The sequence below is a fragment of the Streptomyces chattanoogensis genome, assembly GCF_001294335.1.
GTDB classification, from domain to species: Bacteria; Actinomycetota; Actinomycetes; order Streptomycetales; family Streptomycetaceae; genus Streptomyces; species Streptomyces chattanoogensis.
The window spans coordinates 96871-114838 of the sequence record NZ_LGKG01000207.1; the positions used below are offsets into that span (position 1 = coordinate 96871).

A 17968-nucleotide genomic window follows, 5' to 3' on the forward strand; every position below is an offset into this window, starting at 1 on the left:
GCCGCGACCTGACCGAGAACTCCACAGGAAGGTGACGGCATGTCCCCGCACACGACGGCGCAGCAAGGAGAGCTGCCCAGGTTTCTCACCGAGTACGCTGCCACCCGCGGCGCGCACCGGATCCTCCCCCGTTTCCTGGGTGGCCGCCCCCTGGCCACCGGGCGCATCGGCGAGGTGTGGCACGTCGCGGCGGAGCGGAACCCGGCCCAACTGCTGATCGCCGACCGGCCGCCGGACATCGACCCCGGTGGTGCGTCGGCGCGGACGTTCGCGCAGTGGGCGTCGCTGGTCGACGAGACGGCTGCCTGGCTTCACCAGCTGGGCGTGCGTGAGTGGGATCGGGTGGCCGTCCTCAAGGCCAACCACTTCGACCTGCTGGTCATCGCGTCGGCCGCGGCGCGGATCGGAGCCGTCCCCGCACCGCTGTCCGGCGTGTACGGCCCTCCCGTGGGCGGCACACCGGTCTCCCACATCCTGCTCAGGCGGCTGGAACGGCCGTTTCTGGTCACCGACCGCGCCCACCTCGACAGCTGCGCTCTCGACCCCGCCGCTGTCGCCCGGCTGACCCGGCGGACGGTGTGCGTCGACGGCGCCGACGGCCGCCCCGATCTGGTGGACCTGGCGACCCTGCGGGGCGGGGCCACGGCCGCCACCCGGCTGCGAGCGCCCGACGAGCCGATGTGGGTGACCCACACCTCGGGTACCACCGGTGTGCCCAAGCTCGTGATGCATTCCGCTACATCGGCGCACGGCATGGACCTGGTCGAGGCCGAGCGTTGGCCGTTGTGGATGAACCGGCGGGACACCTGGGCGTTCTGCGACCCCTTCTGGCACGAGCGGGTGATGGCCAATCAGCTCACCGTGGCCACCATCGGGCTGCGCATGATCATGCTGTCCGACGCCACGTCACCGGCGGTACGCCAACTGCTTGCGGAGCACCGCCCCACCGTCGTGGAGGCCATGCCCAATATGTTCCTTGCCTGGGAGGAGATGGCGCGCGACCCGGCCCGCCTCTTCGGCAACGTACGGTTGTTCCTCAACTCCTTCGACGCGATCCACACCCGCACCATCCGCGCCTTCCTGGACGCCAGCGACCGTCGCGTACCGCTGTGGATCCAGGCCTGGAGCCAGAGCGAATGCGGCCCGATCGCACTGCGGCCGTATGCGCGCCGGTCGGTCCGGCGGCGCGGCAAACGGCCACCGGTCAACCAGGATCTGGGCCGGCCGATTCCGGCGTACGGGAAGATCCGCGCCGTGGACCCGGATACGGGGCGCCCGGTGCCGCGGGGCAAGGTCGGCCTCATCGAGTTCTCCCAACCGGGCCGGTGCCTGGCCTACATCGGGGAACAGGACCGGCACGCGCGCAAATGTCACGGGGAATGGTGGAACACCGGGGACCTCGGTGTGATCAACCGGTTCGGGGCGGTCCGTCTGATCGACCGGGAGATCGACCGCATCGCCGGCGGCAGTGCCATCGAGTGGGAGGACGTCCTGCTGGACCGCCTGCCGCAGCTGACCGAAATCGTGATCCTGCCGGCCGCGCAGGAGCTGCCCGTCCCGGTGTACAGCACCTCTGGTGACGTTCCCCTCGATCCCGGCACGTGGCAGCGGGCGGTCAGGGATCTGCCGGAGCTGGCGGCGCCGGTCCGCATCCGCTGGGACGAGTTCCCGCGGACCGGCACCTGGAAGATCGCCAGGGTCCGGCTGCGGGAGCGGCTGCTGCCCGATGCCCGGCCCCTCGGTACGGGCCGTTGGACCTGACCGGGCGCCGGAGGACGAGGCGGCAGATGGCACGGCACACGCTCACCGAACTGCTGGCGGCAGCCGCCTCCGGCACCGGCACCACGCGATTCCTCGGCCTGTCCTCGGGCCCGCGGGTCCAGCAGATCCCGTTTGCGGAACTGTGGCGGCGCTCGGAGGCCGCTGCCGCCTGCTTCCGGGACCTGGGCGCCGGTCCGGGGGAACCGATCGGCCTGCTGCTGGCTGCCTCGCCGGACTGTCTCAGCACGCTCTTCGGAGCCTGGCGGGCGGGGCTGACCGCGGTCTCGCTGCCACAGCCGGGCCGTGGTGTCACTGCCACAGAGCACCGGTCCGCCCTGGCAGACATCTGCCGTCGGATGGAGATCGAGATTCTCGCCGTGCCCGGTGAGTCCCTCGGCCTGGTCGACGCTCTGGCCCCGCATGTCGTGGACGTCGCCTCGTGTGCGCAGCACGGCCGCCGATGGGCGGCGACCGGTGCCGGCGATCTGGTGCAGTTCTCCTCGGGCAGCACCGGCACGGTCAAGGGCGTCCGTCTGACCTCTGAGGCAATCGCCACCAATGTTCTGGCGCTGCTGGAGCGGCTGGGCGGTGCCGCGGACGGGCTGGTGTGCTGTTCGTGGTGTCCGCTCTCGCATGACATGGGGCTCGTTGCCGCGGCCTTGGCCACGTTGGCCGGGATGGGACAGCCCTGCGCCGCCCGGGAGCTGACGCTGATGCCGCCGAGCTGGTTCCTCCGCAGCTGGTTGCGGGCCTGCTCCGAGCGGTCGGCCACCGTCACCTGGACGCCGGACTTCGCGCTCGACCTGGTGGCGCGGTACATGGGCGTCAGCGGCGGCCCCGGTGGCGGCCTCGGTGCGCTGCAGGCCGTCGTCGTCGGCGCGGAACCGGTCCGCGGGCAGAGCCTGCGCCGGTTCGCCGCCGCAATGGCACCGTACGGGTTCGACGAGACGGCGCTGTGTCCGGGCTACGGCATGGCCGAGGCGTCGGTTGCGGTGAGCCTGGTGGCGCCGCAACAGCCCTGGACGTCGGTCCGCGTCGAACCGGCCGCGCTCGGTGAGCTGCGCTGGCAGCCGGCGGGGACCGGGGTCGAGCTGGTCTCCTGCGGCCTCCCGGTGGCCGGTGTCCAGGCACGGGTCCCGGGCGAGGCAGGCAGGATCGAGCTGCGCGGCGACTGCCTGATGACCGGGTACACGGGCGATGTGGAGCCGCTCTGGGCGGACGACTGGCTGGTCACCGACGACCTGGGCGCGATTCAGGGCGGTGAGCTGTACATCGTGGGACGGGCCGACGATGTGATCCTCACCGTGGGCCGCAAGCTCTATCCCACCGATCTGGAGGCGACCGTGAGCGGTCTCCTGGCCATCGGACAGGACCGCTGTGCGGCCGTCGCGGACGGCGAGGGCGGGTATGTCTTCGTCGCCGAGATGCACCGCAACCGGACCGCTCCGCACGGAAGTTGGGCGGAGGCATGCCGTGTGGCCAGGCGTGGGCTGGTCGAACGGCACGGCGTCGGCCCCTCGGCGGGCGTCGTCATCGCGGCCGGCGCCCTGCCGCGCACATCGAGCGGGAAGCTGCAGCGCAGGCGCCTGCACGACCTTTACGTCCGGGGCCGGTTACCGGTGGAGACCACCGTCCGTTTCGGCCCCGCCCAGGCGTGAGGACGGTCCAGGGACCAGGACGGTTCGGGAATGAGGGCGGTTCGGAGATGGGGACGGTTCGTAGATGAGGACGGTGAGGTCTGTGGTACGCGACTGTCGGTACTCCTTGCCATGTGACACCAGTCTGTTCACCCCGCTCCAGCTCCAGCCGGTCATGGCGGGCCGCATCGCCCACACGGCGATCGCGCGCTGGCTCTGTGAGCATCTGGTCAGCTACCGAAGGCTGCTGACCGAGTACCGCACCGGTCTGGTGGTGTGGTCGGTCCGGATCCGCTACGAGCGTCCGCTGCGCTTCGACGACGCCGACGAGCTGCAGGTCAGGGTCGAAGGGCGGGTTCGTCACGGCGGCCGGCAGATGGAGTGGGAGACCTGCATCGGGGCCGGGGCAGAGCACACCTCGGCCGTGGCGGTACGGGTGCACCTCGTGACGGTCCCGGTCCACCTGGACGGGGACCCCTCGCTGTCCGCACAGCCGGCGCCGCTCGGGCCGGAGCTGCTCGGCCGGTTCCCCGAGGACGAGATCCGTGGGACGCCCCACCTCTCGCCCGTGCCCGGACTCCGCCGAAGCCTGGACAGCGCGGACCCTCCCCTTGCCCGGTCCGCATCGCCGTTCCTGATCCACCGAGCGGCCTGCGAGGTCGCCGACCAATGGGCCTGGACCGAGCTGATCGCCCTGGCCGCAGCCGGCCGGGAGCGGCTCATCCTCGACCACGGCCAGCGCCTCCCGCCGTTGCGCGCGGGATTGCGGCATCCCCTGCGCAGCCTGGACGCCCAACTGTCCAAGCCCTGTTACCTGTTCGACCAGGGCGAGATCGCCAGCGGCGCCTGGCAGCGGAACCCCCACCTCGCCTTCACCCACCTGGTGCGATCCCGCGGCAGCAACCACGCCGTGGTGGTGGAGCAATGGTGACCCCCGCCGCGTACCGGTCATCGGTGGCTCTGGAAGCCACGCTCGGCAACCCGTTCGACCCCGCCGCTCCGGTCCCGTATCGCAGCCTGATCGCACGGGACGAACGGGAGCAACGCCCCGACGAGGCGTTCGAGGTGGCCCACCAGTGGGGAATTTCCCGGCACTTGACACCGACCGGCGAAGGGGGACGGCTGACCTGCTTCGAGGAACTGCTGAGCCTGCTGAGGGTGCTGGCCCGCCGCGACCCCGTACTGGCCGTGGGACACGGCGCGTCCCTCTTCGCCGGTCTTCCGGTCTGGATGTGGGGTACCGCGGCGCAGCGCGCCCTGGTGGCGGAGCGACTGGCGGCCGGCGAGTTCGGGGCCATCGCGATCAGCGAGGACCGGGCCGGCAGCGATCTGCTCGCGACCGAGACGACCGCAACCCCCACCCGGGCAGGGTTCCGGCTGGACGGCGAGAAACGGCTGATCAGCAATGCCACCCGGGGGACGTTCTGCACGGTACTGGCTCGCAGTGGGCCGTGCCTGGGGCTGTTCCTCCTGGACAAGCGCGCCCTCCCGGCAGACCGCTTCCGGCACCTGCCGAAGGTTCCCACGCTCGGCCTGCGCGGCAACGATCTCAGCGGGATCGCCTTCGACCGCTGCGAGATTCCCGTATCCGCCCGACTCGGCGGTGCCGGGCGCGGCTTGGAAATGCTGCTGACCGCCTCGTCCTACGTGCGCGTGCTTGCCTGCGGGATCGCCCTGGGTGCCGCCGACGGCGCATTACGCATCGCGGCCGACTGGGCGCGCGAACGGCGGCTGTACGGCCAGAACCTGCTGGCCCTGCCGCCGGTGCGGGAACGCCTGTCAGCGGCCTGCCTGGATCTTCTGACGGCGGAGTGCGTCGCGGTCTCGGCCGCCCGCGCTCTCACGCTCGGCGCGGACCGGTCCCGGCTGTGGTCTTCGGTCGCCAAGTACATGGTGCCGCTGCTGTGCGAGAGAACCGTACGGAACGCGGCGCGGGTGCTGAGTGCCCGGTTCTTTCTGCGCGAGGGACCGGCGTCGGGCATGCTGCAGAAGTTCGCGCGCGACAGCGCCGTGATGGGCATCCTGGACGGCACCTCCATGGTGCAGCTGAACCTCATCGCCTCCGCACTGAGAAGCGTGGCCGCCCCGCATGCGCAGGACCGGGGCCCTGACCTGGACCCGACGAGCCTGTTCTCCCTGACGACGCCGGCACCGCCGTGGCGTCCCAGGCACACGGGGCTTCAGCTGAGGCCGGTCGCACGGGACGAGATCACCCAGGCATGGGACGGCCCCCGCCTCGCCGGCCGGTTCGCGCTCTTCGACGCCGAGCGGACCGGCCTCACCCGACGGATCCAGGCCCTGACCTGGACGCACGGCACGCCCCGTACGGCGTACGCCCTCGCCCGCCGGCACTGCCTCCTGCACACGGCCGCCGCCTGCAGGCACACCTGGGTGCACAACCGTCGGCTCCTGGATCCCGAACTCGCCACCCCGCAGTGGCTGGCCGCGTGCTGGGACCGCCTGCTGGCGGAGCTCGGCCTCGGTCCCCCGGAGCCTGCTGCCGGGCTTCCCGAGGACGACCTCGTGGACTGGCTCTCGCGAGTCTGCAGCGAGGGTCGCTGGCCCTCGCTGCTCTCTCTTCCACCGCCGAGCAAGGGACAACATCATGGACAGGCCAACCGCCGCGGCGGTGCTGCGGTCCAGTGACGCGGACCGGCACACACACGCCGCCGCCTATCTGCGCTCACTGCTCGCCGGCTGCCTCGGAACCGCACCTGACCAGGTGGCACTCGACCAACCCCTGGAGGCACAGGGCTTTGATTCCGTCACCATCGCCGGTATCTCGGTGATCATCGAGGAGGATCTCGGAGTCCGCGTGCCGATCGCCGAACTCGCCGCATCCGGCCTCGGGGAACTCGCCCGTCTCCTGGCAGCCGATGTCCGCACGAGCGAGAGGGAGGCTGGTGAGGTGGGTGCCGACGCCCCTGTGGACCGGTCACGATGACCTCGCGGCCCTCGTACACGACCGCTGGGGCGCGCTGCTGGCAAGAGTGAACGCCGATGCCTCCGAGCGGTACGAGGCCGGTGAACCGCTCCCCCGGTGGTTCGCCAAGGCCGCGGCCGACGCCGGCCTGACGTCGTTCGCGCTGCCCCGCGGGGCCGGCGGAGAGGGCGCCGGTCCCCGTGCCTGGGGGCGGGTGCTGGAGGAGATCGGCTATCTGTGCGAGGACGATGCGGTGCCCTACACCGTGAGCATGCAAGCGGGCGTCGTCACCGCCCTGTTGGAGGCGGACCGCAGCACGGCGGACCGCAGTGAACCGGCCCGGCAGTATGTGTGCCCGATCGTCGCCGGGACCTCGCTGGCGGCCCTGGCCTACTCCGAGGACGCGGACCCGTTCGCACTGGTCACCCAGCTGCGCAGCACCCGCGACGGATACCGGCTCACCGGACACAAGACCCACGTCAGCGGCGCCGCCCTGGCCGACGTGTTCCTCACCTACGCCCGCGACGACAACGGCGACATGGTGGCGCTGATCGTCGAGCGCGACGACCCCGGAGTGGAATTCGGGCCCACCGCGTCTCTGGGCCACCGCACCAACGGCCCCCGCACCATGACCTTCCACCACACCCCCGTCCCCGCCGCCCGTATCGTCACCGCAACGGACGGCCTGGGCCACGCACAGCGCTTCCTCAACGCACGACGCCTCGTGGCCGCGTGCGGACCGCTCGGTCGGGCCAGAGCACTCCTGGAACGGTGCATCCACCGCCTGGCCACCACCACCCGGTACGGGCGTCCGCTCTGCGAGATGCCCAACGTACAAGGGGCGTTGGGGCGGATGTACATCGCCCTGCAGGCTGCGCAGGCCATGCTGCACCGCGCCTTCGACCGGGCCGAGAGCGGCCGGAGCGATCCCCTCTTCGATCCCGTCATCACAGCCGCCAAGCACTTCGTGGTCGAGCAGGTGCGGTACGTCGCGGACCAGGCGGTCCGGGTGCTCGGCGGACATTCCTGCTACGGCGATCCCCGCTACGGCAGGGCGTTGCGCGACTTCACCGACCTCGTGGTGGCCGCCGGCGCGCAGGACACCCTCGAAGTGCTGCTGGGCACCACCTCGGTTTCGGCCTGTCACACCGTTACAGGAAGGGAAGCACCCTCATGATGTTGCACTTCAGCGGCACCTTGCAGCGCTTCGTCGGCTTCGACCGCGTGCTCACCATCCCCGCCGGGACACTCGGCGAGGCCCTGCACTGGGCGGAGGAGCGGCATCCCCAGCTCAGGCAGGTGCTGCGGGACAACACCGGAAGGCTGCGCCGGACCCACCGGGTAGTGCTCAACGGCGAGCTGGTGTCCGCCCCGGACGATGAACTCGCCCTGCAGGAAGGCGACATGGTGGAGATCCTCACCGCCGTCGCCGGAGGCTGAACCGCTCCCCCGGCGGGCCGCATGCCCCGCCCACCGGGCCTCAGCCGAGGCAGCGGGCCGCGGCGGAGATCGCCAGCGCCGTCCTGCGGACCTGGTCGACCATCGCCGTCACCCCCATCGCCGGGGAGCAGCCGACGATCTCCACCGCGGCCACCACCCGCCCGGCGCGGCCGACCACCGGAGCGGCAGCGCAGATCACACCGGCGTTGCACGCGGCGGTGTGGACGGCGACCCGGCGGCGCCGGATACCGGCCAGGCACCGTTCCAGCCCTTCATCAGGCCGTACGGCCCAGGCAAAGGCCAGCAGCACGCGTCCCGCGGCGGTGTGCCCCGCCGGTACCCGGTCGACGTCGTCAGCACCGTCGTCCACCCGGTCGTGTCCGTAGATCCGCTCGATGAACACCACCTCATCGCCCACGAGAACGCACAGACTCACCATCTGGTGCGTCTTCTCGTAGAGCTCGACCAGGTGGGGAAGAAAGCACCGGCGTGGCAGCGTCAGGGGAGCCCGGTGGGGTACGGGGTCCCAGGCCGGGGACGCGGCCGGGCCGAGCAGATAGCCGGGGTCGGCACGGCGCACGAGGCCGGTGCCGCACAACGCGGCCAGCAGCCGGTGGACCGTGGTCTTGGGCAGGCCGGTACGGCAGGTGAGCTCCGCGAGCGACAGGGGAGTCGCCGCTTCGGCCAGTTCCGCCAGGATCACGCCGACCCTGCGCACGACACCGGTCACGCTCTCCTGGGCGGTACTGTCCGGCAGCGCCGATCGGCCCCGAGCGCGGTCCGACACCTCTGACGCCACGCGAAGTACCACGCGCACACACCTCCGGTACGGGCCCCGGCGACGTCCCCCCATGCGGCAACCGGGCCGGCTTCCTCCCCCAGTTGACCCTCCCTTACAAACGGAGACAACCCCTCCACAACGGCGCACGGTTGCACCCCGCTCGCGGGGCCCGCGGCTACTGGTGCCCGTGGAAGGACCGTGGGACGCGCACCTCCCGGGGGGCGGTGCGCGCCGGTGCCGTACCTACCCGAGGGTCCTCGTACGCCGGTACCAGGCCTCAGTCGAGGGGCTCCTCCGCCAGCCAGGCGGCGATGGCCTCGGCGATGGGCTGGTCGGTATCGAGCTGAACGAATCCGAACTGGCCACCCTGGTTGCACTCGAGGAACCACCAGGTCCCATCGCGGTCTTCGGCGAAGTCGAATGCCCCATAAGCAAGTTGAGTACGAGTCATGTACAGGCTCACCGACCGGCGGACGAGGTCGGGCACCTCGGCCGGCTTCCAGGCGCCGTGCTCGGTGAAACGGCTGTCCACCTCGTCGGGGTCGGCTTCCTTGCGGGCGGCGAAGAGGTTGCCGCCGACGCAGGTGAGCCGGATGTCGGCCTGTTTGCGTACGTGCTGCTGGAGCAGGGTCGGGCCGGCCGCGACCGCGGAGAAGTCCGCATCGGGGCTGATGCGGGTGGTGGGCAGCACCATCGGAGGGTCGCCCGGGTGCTTTCCGGAGACCGACTTGACCACGAGATCCTGGTACGTGGCGGCGAACTGACGCGCCACCGCCGGGAACGAGGTGATCAGCGTGGCGGGCACGACGAAGCCGCTCTGCTGGGCGATATGGAGCTGCCAGGGCTTGTAGCGGGCCTGCCCCGCTGCCGCGGGATGGTTCATCCAGCGAGCCCGGGTGGAGGTGAGCATGCCGTACAGCGCCTGCTCGGCCTCCGCGGTGAGCCAGGTCGACTGTTCCTCCGCACGGGTGCCGGGCGTGCCCGGCCGACGGACCCACACCGACCGCAGGCTGCTCAGGCTCACCATGCGTTCGTTCGTCTTGAGAAAGCCGTGGAAGCCGTTGCTGCCGTAGTCCGCCGAAAGGTCGACCCTGCCGGGCAGATCGGCGGGGTCGAGGCGGACGAGCGGCACACCGAGGTCGTGCAGCTTCGCGACGACCATGTCCGCGGTCAGGTCTTCCTCGCAGGTAAGAACCAGAACGGTCATCGACGTTCAGTCGTCGAAGTGGGTCTTGGAACCGGCAGTGGAAGCGGTGGTCCCGGTGGCCAGCAGGACCGCCCGGCTGCTGGTGGCCGCACGACCGTCGGGCAGGACGTTGAGCTGCCGTGTGGCGTCGTAGGTGTAGGGAGTTGCAGCCGCCGGCTTCACCGCCGGACGGGCGTAGCTCAACGCAAACGGTCGCATAGCTTCTCCTTCAAAACCCCGTGTTCCGCCCCCCATGACATGGTCAGGGACGGGTATTCCATCGAACAACTCTGCACAGATGACGCGACTATTCGGTCAATAGTTGCCGCCTTTGCTCGTTTCCCGCGATCCACTTGACGCGACTGGCGACAGAACGTATCCGCGGACCGATACATATCACCTGAGGGTGAGAGCGGCGCTACGCCGCGTGTGCAATTCCCGCTACGGCGTGAAGGGGCGCACAACAGCCTCAACAGCGCCTTCCGGAGGCCGCGAACACGCGGGCGCATATCCCGCATCGACGGGACTCGCCCAGGAGTTACCCGAGTTACTTCTGGTCACTGATGAGCGAGGATGAGGCGGTGAGGGAAGGGAACGCGTCACTGAACTCACTACTGAACTTGAACGCGTGGCGTCGGTGGCCAGTGACGGTTAGTGATATCTGCGTTTTGCCGGGCGCGACCCCGGACCTCAACTCGGCGACAGGATCCGGTCACTCCTCGACCACTGCGTACTCATTCCGCGTCAGTCCGCGCTCGTACGCCCGAGAAAGAGGCTTGTCTTCACCTTCACCCGCACATCTCGGCGCTGTTCATCCACGATGCGGGCCATGTCCCCGAAGATCCGCTCCCGCGCCCGGTGCGGAAGTGCCCGATAGCCCGAGTAGGAAGCGAACAGACCGATCAGGGCGGACAGGGAACGCTCATGGACGGATTCGTACAGGCGATGCTCCAGATCGACGAATCCCGCCGCCGCCATATCGCGCCACTGGCGCGCATCGGCGCCGTGGTGTGCGGGGCGGGGGCGGGGATCCAGGATGGTGTGCTCGGGTATGCCGACGCCGTGCCGGGTATGGGCGTGGGTCAGCCGGGCCACGAGATCGTCGGACTCCAGAAACCAGTGGTTCCAAAAGAGAGCCATCGCGCCCCCCTGGGACAAGGCGGCTTTTGCTCTTGCCCAGCGTACGTCCGGGTCGACCCAGTGCCATGCCTGCGCGCAGTACAGCAGCCCGTATCGCCGCGCGGGCCGCCAGCTCTCGAAGTCGGCTAATTCAACCGTTACTTGGGGCCACGCACGGCAATGACGTTGCAGCACTCGCGCCATTCGGACATCGGGTTCGACGCACGTTATCCGTGTGCCGACCGCTGCGAAGGCCAGCGTCGCTTTGCCTGTGCCGGCGCCTACTTCCAGAGCCCGGGCACCGTCGCCCAACGCCGAGAAGTCCAGGACCTCCTCGATCAGTTGCCCGGGATAGCCGGGCCGAGCGGCGTCGTACTGCTCGGCGTCGTCCCCGAAGAGGTGACGGCGTGACCGCGCCGCCCCTGGAGCGTTGTGCGGAGTCCCATACGTCATGGATTCACGCTAGGCGAGGAGCCCTGCGGCCGACAGGGCACCTTCTGTGCGCGGGCGCTCTTGCGAGGGGCGAAGGAACCAGGCCGCGGCCGTGGCCGCGGGCCTTTTCCCGCGCCTCGCAGGCGCCCGCGCTGCGCCGTTCCCGACGGATCCGTCATGGCCGTGCGCCGCCTTCGCCTGCACCGGACATCACGAGTGGGCACATCACGAGCATGATCCGCGCAGCACCGGGGTCGCCGCACACCCGGAAGCGAAACGTGATGAGTGGAACGGCGAGCCTCCACGAGGGAGCCTGTACCCATGTGGTCGTTCTTCCGCTCACCCCCTCGACCGGGAGCGGGCGGGCACAGCCGGGTCCTGTTCACCCTCGCAGAGTGTCTGCCGTTCGCGATCGCACTGCTTGTGGTGGGTATAGAGCTGTCCCCTGCCCACTTTCTGTACACCGGTCCGCTCCTCACCGCGACGCCGGCGCTGGCCGCGGTGACGATGGGCCCCAAAGGGACCATGTGGGCAGCGGCTGCCGCTCTCGCCGTCAGCGTGACCACCGCCACCTACAACCAGGCATGGGGCGGCCAGCAGGTCTACACCAACCTCCTTGCGCTGTTCCTGGTGTCCGTCGCCAGCATCACGACGAGTAGCGCCGCGCGCACGCGCAGAGAGAGCGAACTCAGCCAGGTCCGCCGGATCGCCGCGGCGGCACAGGAGGTCCTGCTCCGGCCGGTGCCCGCCCGGCTCGGTCCGGTGCGGGCGGCCAGTCTGTACCTCGCGGCCGAGACGGGGGCGCAGATCGGCGGTGATCTGTACGAGGCCGTACAGACCCGGTACGGGGTCCGGATGATCGTGGGGGACGTCCGGGGCAAGGGGCTGCCCGCCGTGCGCTCGGCCGCGGCGGTGCTGGGTGCGTTCCGGGAGGCCGTGCACTACGAGGAGGAACTGGTGGAGGTGATGAACCACTGCGCGGCCGCGCTGCGGCGGGAGGGCGCCGTGCCGGGTGCGGTCGATCAGGAGACCCGGCTGGAGGGGTTCGTCACCGCGATCATCGTGCAGGTGCCGGACGGACCCGTGGTCGAGGTGCTCAACCGGGGCCATCCGCCCCCGCTGGTGCTGCGCCGGGGCAAGGCGCAGGCTCTGATGCCCACCGGCCTGCTGCCGCCCCTCGGACTGGAGGACTTCATCATCGGGCCTCATGGCAGGGCGGAGAGCTATCCGTTCGTGCCCGGTGACCGTTTGCTGCTGCACACCGACGGAGTGATCGAGGCCCGCAATCACGACAATGACTTCTTCGCACTGCCCGAGGCCATGGAAGCGGCGCGCGCCCGCACGCCGCAGGAGTTCCTGCAGCAACTGCACCAGGAGTTGATCCGGCACACCCAGGGTTGCCTGGCGGACGACGTGGCGATGATCGTCGCTGACCGGCTCGACGAAGCAGGCGGAGAGGGCGGGGAAGGCGGGGAGGACGAAGAAGGCGGCAGACAGGTTGGCGTGGCTGCCTGCTGAAGGGCCTCCACCGGCTCGCCACGCCAACCCAACACGCCACATCCGGCCGCCGGTTCAGGCCAGCCAGCCGGTGGCGGCCGCCACCTCGGTGGCTATGTCGACCACGGAACGTCCGTCCGTCGCCACCCGTACGGTGTCCGCGGGTGCCTGCTCGTCCAGAAGCCGTGCCTTACGGGCGCTGCTCTTCAGCTCGTGCTCCAGCTCCGAGCCGAGCTCCCGGCCCGTCAGCCGCGCACCGGCCGTGACGTCCGAGGCGGTGAGCAGTACCCGCACGATCCGGACGTCCCTCCCCATGGCCCGCTGGAAGATGCCCGCGGTCTCGGGCAGCACGCTGACCGTGTTCGTGTAGATCAGGCGGCGGTATCCGAGCTCGGCGAAGTTCGACCAGACCGCCGTGAGATTGCGCTCGGTCAGCTTGCGGCGGCGCGGGTCCCCCTCCGGAGCGGGATGGGCCTGCCCCAGGTAGTCCCCCTCGAGGACGCAGTGCGGAACCGTCGCGGCCCGCAGGCGGGCCGATACCTCCCACCCCACCGTCGTCTTGCCGACACCCGCGCGTCCTCCGATGAGCAGCACCTCTGCGTGTTCCATGCGGGCACCCTGCCACACCGTCCCCTACGCCCGGCCGGCGGCCAGATCCATCAGGCGGGCCAGCACCCGGCCACCGGAGACATGGACCCCGTCGTGCTCCCACTCATTGGTGACCCAGGCACGGGTGGCGCCCACCTCGCGTGCGGTACGCAGGGAGAGTTCGGCATCGACGTACATGTCGTCGTGGTAGACGACAGCGGCAAGGGGGACCTGGTTGGCGGCGAGGCGGCGGGGGTCGTACAGGGGCGGCCAGTCGGTGCGTCGGGCCAGCAGATCGGCGGCGTCCGCGAACGGCCGCAGGCCCCTGATCTCGCGGAACATCCAGGGGTAGATCATTTCGCCGGTGAGGAGGAGGGGGTCTGCCTGTGCACCGAACTCGGAGAAGCCGGCGAGCGCGCGGGAGGCCGCCCAGCCGGTCGGGCCGGCACCCTGCCCGTAGAGCGTCTCCTGCATCACGGCGAACAGCGGATTGTCGGTGAAGCCCGTCAGGTTCATCACCTGGTGGAGGAAGGTGTCGGTCAACTCGCCGTCGGAGGACAGGGCTTCGTCGAGCAGCCAGTGGAGGCGTTCGAAGCCGTCGCCCATGCCGAGGGCGAGGCCGAGGGTGCGCAGGCGGCAGGTGGTGAGCCGGTCTCCGTCGGGCAGGCGGATCTCGGCGGCTGCGAGGAGATCGGAGATCTTGCGGAGGCGGGGGGCGTCGTCCGGGTAGCGGGCGTAGAAGTCCAGGACACGGTCCCGCACCCGCGGGTAGGTGCGGGCGTAGACGTCGTCGGCGGTGGCGGTGAGGCCGGGCAGACCACCGGTCACGTAGCAGGCCCGCAGGCCCTCGGGGGCCCGTGAGAGGTAGGTGAGGGTGAGGAAGCCGCCGTAGCTCTGGCCGAGTGTCTCCCAGGGTTCTTCACCGCATAGTTGACGCCGTATCAGTTCGGCGTCGGCGACTATCGAATCGGCGCGGAAGTGGCCGAGATGGGCGGCGAGTTGGGCGGGGGACGCGAAGCGGGCGGCGGCGCGGGCGGTGACCGGCGTGGAACGTCCGGTGCCGCGCTGGTCGAGCAGGAGCACGCGGTGGGTCTTGAGTGCCTGGTCCAGCCAGCCGGGTGAACCGGCCGACGGGCGGGGGGATTTGCCGCCCGGGCCGCCTTGCAGATACAGCAGCCAGGGCAGCCGCTCGCCCGTACGGGACGGGTCGACGACCTCGCGGGCGAAGACCTGGATGTCCGGCCCGTCGGGGGCGGAGTGGTCGAGGGGGACGGTGAAGGTGTGGTCGGCGGTCGCGTAGGCGGGGTTCATGGATCCCTTTCACAGCCAGGGCAGTGTGAAGTGTGACATTTCATACGTCACGGGGAGCGGGCTGCCCGCGGGGAGCCCGGCCGTGCCGCTACTTGCCGGACTTCGCCGCGGTCCCGCTCGTCCGACCCGTCCCGCTCTTGGCCCAGAGCGAGCGGACATGGCCCAGGTGCTTGGCCATGCACTTCTCCGCTCCCCTGGCATCGCCCGCCAGCATCAGGTCGAGGAGTTCGAGGTGCTCCTCGGCCGACGGGATCAGCTCGCCCCGCTCGTCCAGGGCCGTGAGCCCGTACAGGCGCGAGCGCTTGCGCAGGTCGCCGACGGTTTCGACGAGCCTCTCGTTGCCGCTGAGGCCGAGCAGCGAGAGGTGGAACTGCCGGTCGGCCTCCAGATAGCCGATGAGGTCGTGGTCGCGCGCGGCGCGTACGATCTCCTCGGCCACCGGCCGCAGGGCTTCCAGGTCCTCATGGGCGGCGGAACGGGTGATCCGGCCGATCATGGGGATCTCGATGAGCGCGCGGATCTCGGTGTACTGGTCGAGGTCGCGCTCGTTGACCTCGGTGACCCGGAAGCCCTTGTTGCGGACGGGTTCGACCAGGCCCTCGCGGGCCAGGTCGAGCATCGCCTCGCGCACGGGTGTGGCGGAGATCCCGAAGTCCTCGGCGAGAACCGGCGCCGAGTACACCTCCCCGGGCCGCAGCTCACCGGAGATGAGGGCGGCCCGCAGGGCGTGGGCCACCTGGTCGCGCAGCCGCTCCCGGGTGGCGTTGAGATCGCGATGCTTCAGGTGCCCCATAACGGTGGTGATCCCTTCATGCCGGAGCGGATCACCAGCATAGCCAGCATGGAATGTCACATTGTCCTTGGTTACAGGGTTGCCGGTGACAGGGTGTAGGTGCGGCTGGAGGTGTAGAACTCCAGGGCGGCGCGGCCCTGTTCCCGCGGGCCGTGGCCGGATGCCTTGGCGCCGCCGAAGGGCAGATGGAAGTCGACGCCGGTGGACGGCGTATTGACCCTGATCATCCCGGTGTCGAGCCGGTCGAGTCCGTGCAGGACCGCGTCCAGGCCGGCGGAGTGGACCGAGGTGACCAGTCCGTACGGGACCGCGTTGGTGATCCGGACCGCGTGGGCCAGGTCGTCGGCGGGCAGCAGTGCCGCGACCGGGCCGAAGACCTCCTCGTGGAGCAGTCGGTGGCCCTGGGGGACCTTCTCGACCAGGGTCGGGGCCGCGTACCAGCCGGGACGGCCCGGTACGGTACCGCCCGCGAGGACCGGGAGTCCTTCCCAGGCACTGCTGACCCGGTCGCGTGCGGTCTCGTTGATGAGGGGCCCGCAGACGGTGGACGGGTCGGCCGGGTCGCCGACCGGCACCGCGTGCAGGGCCGCCGAGAGCGCTTCGCGCAGCGGGTCGAGGGCGGCGCCGACCGCGATCACCCGGCTGGTGGCGGTGCACTTCTGGCCCGCGTATCCGGCGACCGCGGCGGCGATATGGGCCGCGGCCTGCTCGATGTCCGCGTCCGGGAGGACGATGGCGGCGTTCAGGCCGCCCATCTCGGCCTGGACCGGGATGCCCCGGGCGGTGGCGGCGCGCGCGACCTCCTGGCCCGCGGTCGTGGAGCCGGTGAAGGAGACGACATCGGCGGCGGAGACGAGTGCGGCGCCCTCGGTCGCTCCGCCGGGCACGACGGTGAACACCCTGGCGGGCAGGTTCTGCTCGACGAGGGCGGCGAGACGCTGGGCGCAGGCCGTCGCCTCGGGGGCGGGTTTGAGGACCACCGCGTTGCCCGCGGCGAGCGCCGGGGCCGCCTTCCAGCTCGGGATGGCGAACGGGAAGTTCCAGGGGGTGACGAGGCCGGCGACGCCGTACGGACGGCGGCGGGTCAGCAGCAGGCCCGGACCGGAGGCGGTTTCGTGGACGGCGCCGGTGGGTTCGTAGGGGGCCTGGGCGTAGTAGCGCCAGATCGCGACGGTCCTCGCGACCTCGGCGCGCGCCTCGGCGCGCGGTTTGCCGACCTCGCGTACGGCGAGGTCGGCCAGCTCGTCCGCGGCGGCCTCGAGGGCGGCGGCGACCGCGCCCAGGGCGGCCGACCGGGCGGCGGCACCGCCGCTCAGCCAGCCGGGCTGGGCCGCACGGGCCCGCTCGACGGCATCCGCCACGGCGGCGGCTCCGGGGGCCGGAACCGTCACGAGCACGTCGGAAGGGTCGGCCGGATTGCGGGAGATCACAGAAGACGGTGAGGATGCGGCGGTGGTCACAGGAGGAAGCCTCCGGGGAAGGGGTCGTCCGGGTCGAGGAAGTACTGGGCGGTGCCGGTGATCCAGGCGCGGCCGGTGATGGTCGGTACGACGGCGGGCAGCCCGCCGACCTCCGTCTCGGCGATGAGCCGGCCGGTGAAGCGGGTCCCGATGAAGGACTCGTTGACGAAGTCGCGGTCCAGGGGCAGTTCACCGCGGGCGTGCAGCTGTGCCATCCGCGCCGAGGTTCCGGTGCCGCAGGGCGAGCGGTCGAGCCAGCCCGGGTGGATCGCCATCGCATGCCGCGAGTGGCGGGCGTCCGAGCCGGGGGCGGCCAGATAGACGTGTTTGACCCCGGCGATCTCCGGTTGCTCGGGGTGGACGGGCCGGTCCGGCGACGCGTTGACCGCCTCCATGATGGCCAGCCCGGCGGTCAGCAGATCCTCCTTGCGGGCGCGGTCGAACGGCAGCCCCAGCGCGCCGAGTTCGACGAAGGCGTAGAAGTTGCCGCCGAAGGCGAGGTCGTAGGTGACCGTGCCGTACCCGGGGACGTCCACCTTGCGGTCCAGGCCGGCACAGAACGCGGGCACGTTGGTGAAGGTGACGGACTCCGCCGCGCCGTCCACCACATGGACGTCGACGGTGACCAGGCCCGCCGGGGTGTCGAGCCGCACCGGGGTGATGGGTTCGGTCACCGGCACCATGCCCGACTCGACGAGGACGGTGGCGACCCCGATGGTGCCGTGCCCGCACATCGGCAGCAGCCCGGAGACCTCGATGTAGAGGACGCCGTAGTCGGCGTCGGGGCGGGTGGGTGCCTGGAGGATGGCGCCGCTCATGGCGGAGTGTCCGCGCGGCTCGTACATCAGGAGTGTGCGGATGTGGTCGAGATGCTCGATGAAGTGCAGCCTGCGCTCGGCCATGGTGGCGCCGGGGATCACCCCGACGCCACCCGTGATCACGCGCGTGGGCATGCCCTCGGTGTGCGAATCGACGGCGTGGAAGACATGACGCGTACGCACGGTGTGTCCTTTCGAAGCGGTGGGGACGCGACGGAGGCC

Annotated in this window: 17 protein-coding genes and 1 pseudogene; 8 read left to right on the forward strand and 10 right to left on the reverse strand. The window is 70.7% G+C overall.

Annotation, left to right across the window (positions count from 1 at the left end; genetic code table 11):
- Positions 1-39 precede the first annotated feature (39 nt).
- The 7 genes from ADL29_RS38950 to ADL29_RS38980 all read left to right on the forward strand — a co-directional run bounded on the left by ADL29_RS38950 (position 40) and on the right by ADL29_RS38980 (position 7761).
- Entirely contained in the window at positions 40-1761 is a 1722-nt protein-coding gene (locus ADL29_RS38950) for a class I adenylate-forming enzyme family protein (RefSeq protein WP_053928201.1), read from the forward strand.
- 26 nt (positions 1762-1787) lie between these two features.
- Entirely contained in the window at positions 1788-3419 is a 1632-nt protein-coding gene (locus ADL29_RS38955; protein WP_053928202.1) for an AMP-binding protein, read from the forward strand.
- A gap of 106 nt (positions 3420-3525) precedes the next feature.
- Positions 3526-4329 carry a hotdog family protein gene (locus ADL29_RS44360; RefSeq protein ID WP_053928203.1) on the forward strand — a complete coding sequence of 268 codons (804 nt, stop codon included), beginning with the start codon at positions 3526-3528 and terminating at the stop codon, positions 4327-4329.
- The gene (locus tag ADL29_RS38965; RefSeq protein WP_053928204.1) at positions 4323-6044 is read left to right on the forward strand and encodes an acyl-CoA dehydrogenase family protein; all 1722 of its coding nucleotides are present in this window, start codon (positions 4323-4325) and stop codon (positions 6042-6044) included. Before ADL29_RS44360 ends, ADL29_RS38965 begins: the two co-directional genes overlap by 7 nt.
- A complete protein-coding gene (locus ADL29_RS38970; RefSeq protein ID WP_053928205.1) occupies positions 6004-6342 on the forward strand; it encodes an acyl carrier protein in 339 nt (112 codons plus the stop codon). Before ADL29_RS38965 ends, ADL29_RS38970 begins: the two co-directional genes overlap by 41 nt.
- Positions 6311-7498, forward strand: a complete 1188-nt coding sequence (locus ADL29_RS38975; RefSeq protein WP_053928206.1) for an acyl-CoA dehydrogenase family protein — start codon at positions 6311-6313, stop codon at positions 7496-7498. The genes ADL29_RS38970 and ADL29_RS38975 overlap by 32 nt, the downstream gene beginning before the upstream one ends.
- Positions 7495-7761 carry a MoaD/ThiS family protein gene (locus tag ADL29_RS38980; protein WP_053928207.1) on the forward strand — a complete coding sequence of 89 codons (267 nt, stop codon included), beginning with the start codon at positions 7495-7497 and terminating at the stop codon, positions 7759-7761. Before ADL29_RS38975 ends, ADL29_RS38980 begins: the two co-directional genes overlap by 4 nt.
- Positions 7762-7801: 40 nt before the next feature.
- On the opposite strand, the gene ADL29_RS38985 is transcribed toward ADL29_RS38980, so the two are convergent.
- From ADL29_RS38985 to ADL29_RS46790, 5 genes and pseudogenes are all read right to left on the reverse strand, one after another.
- On the reverse strand, positions 7802-8491 hold the full coding sequence (locus tag ADL29_RS38985; protein WP_053928208.1) for an IclR family transcriptional regulator: 690 nt from the start codon (positions 8489-8491) through the stop codon (positions 7802-7804).
- A 328-nt stretch (positions 8492-8819) separates the two neighbouring features.
- Positions 8820-9749: an ATP-grasp ribosomal peptide maturase gene (gene tgmB / locus ADL29_RS38990; protein WP_053928209.1), complete on the reverse strand. Its 930-nt coding sequence runs from the start codon at positions 9747-9749 to the stop codon at positions 8820-8822.
- A gap of 6 nt (positions 9750-9755) precedes the next feature.
- Positions 9756-9947, reverse strand: coding sequence for a putative ATP-grasp-modified RiPP (gene tgmA / locus ADL29_RS38995; RefSeq protein ID WP_046929641.1), 192 nt, complete (start codon positions 9945-9947; stop codon positions 9756-9758).
- 525 nt (positions 9948-10472) lie between these two features.
- The gene (locus tag ADL29_RS45865) at positions 10473-10868 is read right to left on the reverse strand and encodes a hypothetical protein (RefSeq protein ID WP_053928210.1); all 396 of its coding nucleotides are present in this window, start codon (positions 10866-10868) and stop codon (positions 10473-10475) included.
- Positions 10869-10922: 54 nt separating this feature from the next.
- Positions 10923-11138 (reverse strand): annotated as a pseudogene (locus ADL29_RS46790) (class I SAM-dependent methyltransferase); the annotation flags it as partial.
- A gap of 462 nt (positions 11139-11600) precedes the next feature.
- Here ADL29_RS46790 and ADL29_RS39010 point away from each other — a divergent pair.
- A complete protein-coding gene (locus tag ADL29_RS39010) occupies positions 11601-12797 on the forward strand; it encodes a PP2C family protein-serine/threonine phosphatase (protein WP_078971617.1) in 1197 nt (398 codons plus the stop codon).
- Positions 12798-12851: 54 nt separating this feature from the next.
- Here ADL29_RS39010 and ADL29_RS39015 read toward each other — a convergent pair whose 3' ends face one another.
- The 5 genes from ADL29_RS39015 to ADL29_RS39035 all read right to left on the reverse strand — a co-directional run bounded on the left by ADL29_RS39015 (position 12852) and on the right by ADL29_RS39035 (position 17929).
- Positions 12852-13385 carry a hypothetical protein gene (locus ADL29_RS39015; protein WP_053928382.1) on the reverse strand — a complete coding sequence of 178 codons (534 nt, stop codon included), beginning with the start codon at positions 13383-13385 and terminating at the stop codon, positions 12852-12854.
- Between the two features lie 24 nt (positions 13386-13409).
- The gene (locus ADL29_RS39020; protein WP_053928212.1) at positions 13410-14675 is read right to left on the reverse strand and encodes an alpha/beta fold hydrolase; all 1266 of its coding nucleotides are present in this window, start codon (positions 14673-14675) and stop codon (positions 13410-13412) included.
- An 88-nt stretch (positions 14676-14763) separates the two neighbouring features.
- Positions 14764-15468, reverse strand: coding sequence for a GntR family transcriptional regulator (locus tag ADL29_RS39025; protein ID WP_053928213.1), 705 nt, complete (start codon positions 15466-15468; stop codon positions 14764-14766).
- A gap of 71 nt (positions 15469-15539) precedes the next feature.
- Entirely contained in the window at positions 15540-16928 is a 1389-nt protein-coding gene (locus tag ADL29_RS39030) for an aldehyde dehydrogenase family protein (protein WP_053928214.1), read from the reverse strand.
- Positions 16925-17929 (reverse strand): proline racemase family protein, encoded by a 1005-nt coding sequence (locus tag ADL29_RS39035; protein ID WP_053928215.1) that lies wholly within the window; start codon positions 17927-17929, stop codon positions 16925-16927. The genes ADL29_RS39030 and ADL29_RS39035 overlap by 4 nt, the downstream gene beginning before the upstream one ends.
- Between the last annotated feature and the right edge of the window lie 39 nt (positions 17930-17968).